Origin of the sequence: Psychrobacter sp. (assembly GCF_035469765.1) — a bacterium.
In the GTDB taxonomy this organism is placed as follows: domain Bacteria; phylum Pseudomonadota; class Gammaproteobacteria; order Pseudomonadales; family Moraxellaceae; genus Psychrobacter.
Genome location: NZ_DATIRM010000185.1, coordinates 1 through 8,596 on the forward strand (window position 1 = coordinate 1; position 8,596 = coordinate 8,596).

Consider the following 8,596-nt stretch of genomic DNA (forward strand, 5'->3'; position numbering starts at 1 on the left):
AGTAGAAGCAGATAGCAAAGCCAATCTACGCACCTCGCAAAAAGCGGCAGCTAAGCCTGCTATCAAACCTGACAACAATGCAAGCAGCAGCGCCGCCATCGATACGACTACTATTGCAGAAAAACCAACGGCATCAAACAAACCACGTATCAGTGCCAATAATACCAGCGTCAAACGCAATAGTGCCAGCAAAGCCTTGGCAAATATTACTGATTATAAAGCCAGTAAGCAGAACGATGCTCAAAATAGGGTTGAAGAAACCATTGTTGAACCAGTTAGTATCAAACCAGTTATTGCTGATAAAGCGGACGAGATTGCAGTTAATGTCGAGAATACTATTAATGATCAGCAGATAGAAGAAAACATCGCTGCTCATATTGATAGTAATGACAATACTATAGCAGAGGTCGAATTACTTGACTCGAATAGCGCTGATGTTGATATAGAAGGCGTTGATATGAAAAGTGTTGATATAAAAGATGATAAGTCAGAAAGCGTTGAATTAAACGATGCTGCTGAAAAAAACCAAGACTAGCCATGAATGAATTTGAGCTGATTGAGCGTATATTTTTACAAATGCAAGCGGCACAATCGTCACATAACGATGTCGAAAAAGGCATTGGCGATGATGCAGCAGTCATGGCATTGCCTGCAGGGTCACGATTGGTCAGTTGTATCGATACGCTCGTTCAAGGTCGTCACTTTAGTGCCGATTGGGAACAGGTGAATAAGCTTGCCTTTGCGATTGGTTATAAAGCTGTGGCTGTCAATATCTCTGATATTGCTGCTATGGGAGCAACCCCGCATAGTATTTTACTGGCATTAGCATTACCTCAGCGCCTTGCTAATGAGCAGTGGCTGACCGAATTTGCTAAAGGTTTGTTTCATGCTTGTCAGTTATTTGGCGTTACCCTTATCGGCGGCGATACGACCCGTAATGATAGCTTAGTGTTAAGTATTAGTGCTCAAGGGTTGCTTGCCGCAGATACTCCAGCTGTCTATCGCTCAGGGGCGCAAGTCGGTGATAAAATCTATGTCTCAGGCACACTTGGGGGTGCCGCTTATGCCTTACAGCATCCTGACAATGCTGTCGGTATTGAGCTAGCGCATCGTCTCCATATGCCAACGCCACGTATTCAGTTAGGCGCAGCACTCGCTAAACTTGGTGCAACTTCGATGATAGATATCTCTGATGGTCTGTATCAAGATCTTGGTCATATCTGCGAGCAAAGCAGCATTGCTATGCGACTTAATTTGGAAGCTCTGCCTACTAGCAACCCTTTAGCTGGCATCGATTTATCTGAGCGTTTGTTATGTCAGTTGGCAGGTGGCGATGATTATGAGCTGGCTTTTACCCTGCCTGCTCATATCCAGCCGCCTGTTAGTAATGACGCCAATACGCCTGTGACTTACATCGGTGATGTGATTGCATTAGCAAGTGATAGCAGTACAGATAATGTGGCACATAGAATTCCTGAGCTTTATTATCAAGGTCAGCCAGTTACACCAACTCATCCCGCACCCTTTGCTACTTGGCCCAATCTTACGGGTTACCAACATTTTGCAGGTTAACCCATGCCCGATCACGACCTAGTTAAGCCCGATATCCGTAAGGCCAATGATTGCCCTCCTCTACCAGTCAATGCCACTATGCTTGACCGCGCAGTTTATTGGTTAGGTCTTGGCTTGGGCAGTGGTTTACCGCGCCGTGCGCCCGGTACTTGGGGCACGGTTGGTGGTTTGATCGTCGCCATACCGCTGCTGAGCTTAGGTTTTATACCGTTTTTGATTATTACGCTTTTATCTTGCGTCATTGGTATCTGGATATGTGGTCGCACCTCAGATCTGATGGGCGGTCATGATGACCCGCATATCGTCTGGGATGAGTGGGCAGGTATATGGATTACTCTATTACCTTTGTCTTATATAGGCATTGCTAATAGTAATTTTTGGCACAATATCTCGCAACCTTTTTCTATTGCTGCTTTAATTGTCGCTTTTATACTCTTTCGCTTTTTTGACATTGTTAAACCACCACCGATTGGCTGGGCAGATAAAAAAGTCGCAGGCGGTTTGGGTATTATGTTAGACGATATTATCGCCGGTATTATGGCAGCGGCAGTTTGGGTCATTATTTATAATGTAGTTTTCTATTTTGCTGATTAGCAGCGCATTTATTTTATCTTTTAACCGAATAATTTTAGCTAAACTGATTTCATCATTTAGTATTGCTATTAGTGATAGCTGAATTACAAAGAGGTCACGACATAGCGTTTTAGTTACATAGCAATTTACGCTATAATTTCAATTATATTTCGTTACATTTGTAGGGCTATTATGACATCTTCTCTTTCGGTAATTATCCTCGCGGCTGGCAAAGGCACGCGTATGCAATCAGCTAAGCCAAAAGTGTTACAGACGTTGGCAGGCAAGTCATTATTGGGGCATGTTCTTGACACTTGTCATCAATTGACAGTGGATGACACCATCATCGTCCATGGTTTTGGCGGTGAGCAAGTACAAGCACACATTGACCATCAATATGCGCATCTGCCTATTACTTGGATTGCTCAAACTGAGCAATTGGGCACGGGTCATGCTGTTAAAGTGACCTTGTCAGAATTACCAAAAGACGGTCAAAGCCTTATTTTATATGGTGATGTACCCTTGGTTAGCTGCGAAACTTTAACTGCGTTAAAATCTGCTAATACTGATGGTATGTCTATGTTGACGCTGACCGTTGATAATCCATTTGGACTCGGTCGTATTAAGCGCGATAAAGAAGGCAATATTGAAGCCATTGTTGAGCAAAAAGATGCCAATAGCGATGAGCAAAAAATTAAAGAGATTAATAGCGGAATATACTGCGTTGATAATGCTTTATTGCATAAGTTTTTGCCAAAGTTATCAAATGACAATGCGCAACAAGAATATTATCTGACTGACATCGTCAAAATGGCAGTCGCTGACGGTATCACGATTGCAGCCATCGAGCCTGAGCATACTTTTGAGATTGAAGGCGTCAATAACCGCCAACAGCTTGCCAGCTTAGAACGCACGTGGCAAGGTAAGCTAGTAGCCGACTTGCAAGAAGCTGGTATACAGTTCGCTGACCCTACCCGTGTCGATATTCGTGGTACGTTAACAGCAGGTCAAGATGTGTTCATCGATGTCGGTGTGGTATTCGAAGGCGACTGCACCTTAGGTAATAATGTTTATATCGAAGCGGGCTGTGTCATTAAAAATGCGCATATCGGTAACGCTTGTCATATCAAACCTTACTGTGTGATTGATCGCGCTGAGATTGGTGCAGGTGTCGATATAGGTCCTTTTGCACACTTGCGTCCCGAGACAGTCCTGTCTGATAACAGTAAAGTCGGTAATTTTGTCGAAATTAAAAAATCAACGATTGGTCATGGCAGTAAGGTTAATCATCTAAGCTATATCGGCGATGCTACCATTGGTACAGATGTCAATGTCGGTGCCGGTACGATTACTTGTAATTATGATGGTGTAAATAAATCGCAAACCATTATTAATGACAATGCCTTCATTGGCTCGAATTCTAGTTTAGTAGCACCAGTAACGATTGGCAATACCGCAACCGTTGCCGCAGGTTCAGTGATTACCACAGATGTTGATGACCATGCATTGGCATTTGGTCGCGCGCGCCAAACACAAAAAGATAACTTTCAGCGCCCGACCAAAAAATAACGGTTACCTTGACTTGACAGTTAGCTCAATAAGACAATGTTAAGCAAACTTAAGCAGTAGAGCCATGATTCGTGGTGCTGCTTATTTATATTTACAGATTAATGATTAGCTGTATATCAGCACCTCTCAAAATATCACAGTATGAGAACATGACATTTAAGGAATATTTATGTGCGGAATAGTTGGAGCGGTGGCTGAGCGTAATATCACCAATATCTTACTTGAGGGACTCAAGCGTCTAGAATATCGTGGCTACGACTCTGCCGGTTTAACTGTCGTTCGTGATGGAGAATTTCACCGTGAGCGCCAAGTCGGTAAAGTACAAGCGCTTGTCGATGCTGTCGCCGTGAATCCAGAATTTTTCGATGGTTATATTGGTATTGCTCATACGCGCTGGGCAACGCATGGCGAGCCTGCCCAACGTAACGCGCACCCTCATGTATCAGGAAAAATCTCGGTGGTGCATAACGGTATCGTAGAGAACTATGCTGAACTAAAAGAAGCGCTGATTGCTAAAGGGTATGTATTTACCTCGCAAACCGATACCGAAGTCGTCGCTCATTTGCTTAATGACATCTATCAAGAAACCCCTGATTTATTAGAAGCGGTTCGCGCGGTGATCCCTTTATTACATGGTGCCTTTGCCCTTGGTATTGTCCACATTGATTGTCCAGAAGAGCTTATTACTGTCCGTTTAGGCTCGCCTCTAGTAATTGGCGTCGGTATCGGTGAGAACTTTATCGCCTCTGATCAATTGGCACTTTTGCCTGTGACCAATCGCTTTATGTATTTAGAAGAAGGCGATATTGCCCGATTAACACGTAACAGTATTCAGGTATATGCTGATGGTGTTGAAGTTAAACGTCAAATCCATGAAATTGACGCGGCACAGCATAATGCTGATAAGGGCGAATTTAAGCATTATATGCTCAAAGAAATTTATGAGCAGCCAGATGCGGTTAGGCGCACTATTGAAATGGCAGTAGATACGGGTCAAACAGCTAAACTGCGCGAGGATTTTTTACAGCGTCATGAAGCGCAATTAAAAGGAATTAAGCACGTTCAAGTGATCGCTTGTGGTACCAGCTATCACTCAGGCTTGGTCGCCAAATATTGGTTTGAGAACCTTATCCGTATACCTTGTTCAGTTGAAGTTGCTAGTGAATTCCGCTACCGCAATCCGGTAGTTGTCGATAACACACTAGTCATTTGTATTTCTCAGTCTGGTGAAACCGCTGATACTTTATCTGCTTTACGTGATACCCAAAAACAGATGCCAAGTGGCTTGGTCAGCTTAGCATTATGTAACGTCCCTACCTCATCGCTGGTACGTGAAACTGATATTTTCTTACCGACGCTTGCTGGTCCTGAGATTGGTGTTGCCTCTACCAAAGCCTTTACCACTCAGCTTGCCGCATTGATGTTATTAGTATTAAAAGTGGGTGTCACTCAGCAGCGTATGGCAGATGACAATCTGAGTATGCTACTTGGACAACTACAACAGCTACCGGGTCAATTACATGCCAGCTTGCGTCTAGATGCCCCTATTAAAGACATGAGTGAGCATTTTGAATACAAAAAAAGCTGCTTATTTTTAGGTAGAGGTTTACAGTTCCCAATCGCTCTAGAAGGCGCATTAAAACTTAAAGAAATCTCTTATATTCATGCTGAAGGCTATGCGGCAGGTGAGCTGAAGCATGGTCCACTAGCACTAGTCGACAAAGACATGCCTATCGTCGTACTGGCACCGAAAGATAGTATGTTTGATAAGCTAAAAGCCAATATGCAAGAAGTACATGCCCGCCATGGCGAGCTGTTTGTCTTTGCCAGTGAGTCCAGTCAAATGATCGCAGAAGACAGACTGCACGTAGTATATGTACCTGATGTGTGCGAGACGCTAGCGCCAATCGTTTACAGCGTGCCTGTGCAGCTACTGTCATATCATGTGGCGGTAATGCGTGGCACCGATGTCGATCAGCCACGTAATTTAGCCAAGAGTGTCACTGTCGAATAATATTTACTAAATTATTTTATTTTTAATGTGAGCGAGTAATAAAATTTCATCCTTATTACTCGTTTATTAACCCCTGCTATTATTGATTTAATATTAGCAGGGGTTTTTTATGCTCTCCAAAAAGCAACAAAAATGGATTGAAGAATGAGTTGGTATATCACCAAGACTATAAAACAAGATTCGAAGCCATCAGCGATATTACTAAATATATTGAGCTTGAATGTAACCAGACTAGGATTCAGAAAAGTTTAGGCTATAAAACACCAAGACAGATATGGTTTGACTTTTACAGTCAGGCTGCTTGATTAAAATCTCCCAAGTTAATTTCTATTGACAGCATAGCTCACTAACAACTAAAGTATAAGTATTCACTATTATGAATATTTACGTGCGGATCCATAAGCAGCTGAAAGATATCTGCTAGGTTTGCAGAACCTAAAACTTAATAAGTGTAAGGATAAAATTATGTTAAAACAAATAACTGCTCCAGATCATGTCATCGCTTTATCACTTGATGGAACATTGACTAGTGAAGACATACAAGAATATAACAGGATCTACGAAAAAAAATTACAGCAGCATGATCAGATTGGTATCTATGTTGATATTACAACGCTTGATGACATGAAGGTAAAAGCATTGATAGATGGCGCTAGAGCTGATATGAAATTACTCAGGCATCTTAAGCAACTAAATCGATGTGCTTATGTATCAGACAAAGAATGGCCAAAAGCAGCTATTTCACTTGCAAACCGTCTACTTCCTACGTTAGAAATGAAAGTGTTTCCTTCAAGTCAAAGTGAGGAAGCATTGAGCTGGGCAGCAGAGAAATCTGAGCAACCTTTAGACAAGAGTAGCGCCATTCGTTTCTTGCCTACCAATAAAGAAAACGTACTTGCTTTTGAGGTTGACGGTGTATTGTCCTTAAATGAAATGCCTAGTGTCACGCAGAAACTTGAGCAGTTTTTCAATGATCATGACACGGTACGATTACTTGCCAGAATGAAAAACTACGGTGGTTTCGATCCCTCTATCCTTATACACAGTAATGGTTTAATATCGATGAAAATTGCTGCTATGAAAAAAGTAGAGCGCTACGCTATCGTCGGCGCACCAAGCTGGATGTGCAAATTAATTGAAACTTTGAACCCAGTTTTTCCGAAAGTGGATATGAAAACTTTTACTGCCGATCATGAAAATGATGCACTCGTATGGCTTGAGGCTGAGCTGGTGGAATAGCCTATCTAGAACTATAACTTGCATATTCACTAGCAGCTCCTCAAAAGCAGAGCTGCTCCATTTATACATAAAAGCTACTATTATTAGCTTAATAAGAAATTTGAACACTTACTGTAGTGATACTCCATACTTCGGATGGAGTATCACTACTATCGTTGCTCTTATTTGCCTTTAGTACTTTTAATCTATTTCTAATACCACTCTATAGCGAGCATTACCGCTTTCTAGTCTCTCAAATGCTTCGTTTATCTCAGACATTTTATAGGTTTCAGTCACTGGCTGAATATTATGTCGAGCTGCAAAATCCAGCATTTTTCGAAGGGTTGACGGTGAGCCGACTGGTGAGCCTGACAGACTGTTTTGAGCCATAATCATTGGTGCAGCCGATATCTCTAATGGTGCTTCTAATAGACCAACAAAGTGCAGTTTACCCTTTGGTCTCAAGGTCTTAATAACGACATCCCAATTCATATCAACATTCACTGTTGATATGATTAAATCAAAAGAGCCAGCTGCTTTTTCAATTTCGCTGTCATCTCTTGAGTTTAGGGAGTAATGAGCACCCAACTCTTTTGCTTCTTCCATCTTTGAGCTACTGGTAAAAGCCGTCACCTCACATCCCCATGCATTGGCAAACTGAAGCGCAAGATGACCTAAGCCGCCGATACCGATAACTGCCACTCTAGAGGTTGGTTTGATATCGTATTGCATAAGAGGATTAAACACCGTAACGCCGCCACATAGCAACGGTCCTACAGCATTAAAATCAAGCCCTTCAGGTACCTTGATGACGCTAGTATCTTTTGCGCGTACTTTATCAGCAAAGCCGCCGTGGTTACCAATAATCGTACCTTCTTGCTCAGGACATAGGTTGTGGTCTCCGCCGATACACAGATCACAAATATTGCAATACCCTTTATGCCAGCCAAGTCCGACTTTATCGCCAAGCTCTAGGTGCTTGACGTGTTTGCCTTTTTCGAGGACTTTTCCTGCGACCTCATGCCCACCTACAAACGGATATTGGGTCATTCCCCATTCGTTTTGCCACATCGATAGATCGCTATGGCAGACACCGCAGCTATGTACTTCGATTTCTACTTCATGATCCCCTAATGTGCCAGGATCATATTGATAAGGCACAAACTCACCGCCTTTCTCTTTTGCTGCATATGCATTAATCATAAGTGTTCCTTATTTTTTAGTATTTATGGAGACTGATTTATAATGAGTATAGAATTCTATAGACTCGATTTAAAAAAGTGTTTGTTTAGATATTTACTAAAATACTCACATGGGAAAATGCTCATCACAAGTGAGTCAGTCGTTTCTAATAATAGAATTTTTTCCCATTCGAAAAGAGGTTCTTTGATAAGTTGAACTGATCCGACTATACCAAAGACTGGTTCAGTCAGACCACTCAATTTAACAAATTAGGACTATGTTAATACAAAGCCTAATACTTAAAAGGCGACGAATAAACAACACTACCGCTTTGCCGCTTCAATCTGAATGTTCAGCTGAACATTTTCGGTAATACCCAATAACGTATATTTGCTGATGCCCCATTTCGTTCGATCAATGGTCGTTGTAAAGTCGCCACCGCAAACTGATTTTTTCAGGATCGGGTTT

6 protein-coding genes and 2 pseudogenes are annotated in these 8,596 nt (G+C 42.1%); 7 read left to right on the forward strand and 1 reads right to left on the reverse strand.

The window, feature by feature from the left end; all coding sequences use genetic code 11:
• The 7 genes and pseudogenes from VLN09_RS05320 to VLN09_RS05350 all read left to right on the forward strand — a co-directional run.
• A pseudogene (locus tag VLN09_RS05320) lies at nt 1-535 on the forward strand (nitrogen utilization protein B); the annotation flags it as partial.
• 2 nt (nt 536-537) lie between these two features.
• Nucleotides 538-1,572 (forward strand): thiamine-phosphate kinase, encoded by a 1,035-nt coding sequence (gene thiL, locus VLN09_RS05325; protein ID WP_325244381.1) that lies wholly within the window; start codon nt 538-540, stop codon nt 1,570-1,572.
• Between the two features lie 3 nt (nt 1,573-1,575).
• Nucleotides 1,576-2,166, forward strand: a complete 591-nt coding sequence (locus VLN09_RS05330; RefSeq protein WP_325244383.1) for a phosphatidylglycerophosphatase A — start codon at nt 1,576-1,578, stop codon at nt 2,164-2,166.
• 171 nt (nt 2,167-2,337) lie between these two features.
• On the forward strand, nt 2,338-3,714 hold the full coding sequence (gene glmU / locus VLN09_RS05335) for a bifunctional UDP-N-acetylglucosamine diphosphorylase/glucosamine-1-phosphate N-acetyltransferase GlmU (RefSeq protein ID WP_325244385.1): 1,377 nt from the start codon (nt 2,338-2,340) through the stop codon (nt 3,712-3,714).
• Nucleotides 3,715-3,883: 169 nt separating this feature from the next.
• Entirely contained in the window at nt 3,884-5,728 is a 1,845-nt protein-coding gene (gene glmS, locus VLN09_RS05340) for a glutamine--fructose-6-phosphate transaminase (isomerizing) (protein ID WP_325244387.1), read from the forward strand.
• Between the two features lie 137 nt (nt 5,729-5,865).
• Nucleotides 5,866-6,033 (forward strand): annotated as a pseudogene (locus VLN09_RS05345) (IS3 family transposase); the annotation flags it as partial.
• 160 nt (nt 6,034-6,193) lie between these two features.
• Nucleotides 6,194-6,967, forward strand: coding sequence for an STAS/SEC14 domain-containing protein (locus VLN09_RS05350; RefSeq protein ID WP_325244389.1), 774 nt, complete (start codon nt 6,194-6,196; stop codon nt 6,965-6,967).
• A gap of 180 nt (nt 6,968-7,147) precedes the next feature.
• Here the strand turns inward: VLN09_RS05350 and ahr are convergent, their stop codons facing one another.
• Nucleotides 7,148-8,149 (reverse strand): NADPH-dependent aldehyde reductase Ahr, encoded by a 1,002-nt coding sequence (gene ahr / locus VLN09_RS05355; RefSeq protein ID WP_325244391.1) that lies wholly within the window; start codon nt 8,147-8,149, stop codon nt 7,148-7,150.
• Nucleotides 8,150-8,596: the final 447 nt, after the last annotated feature.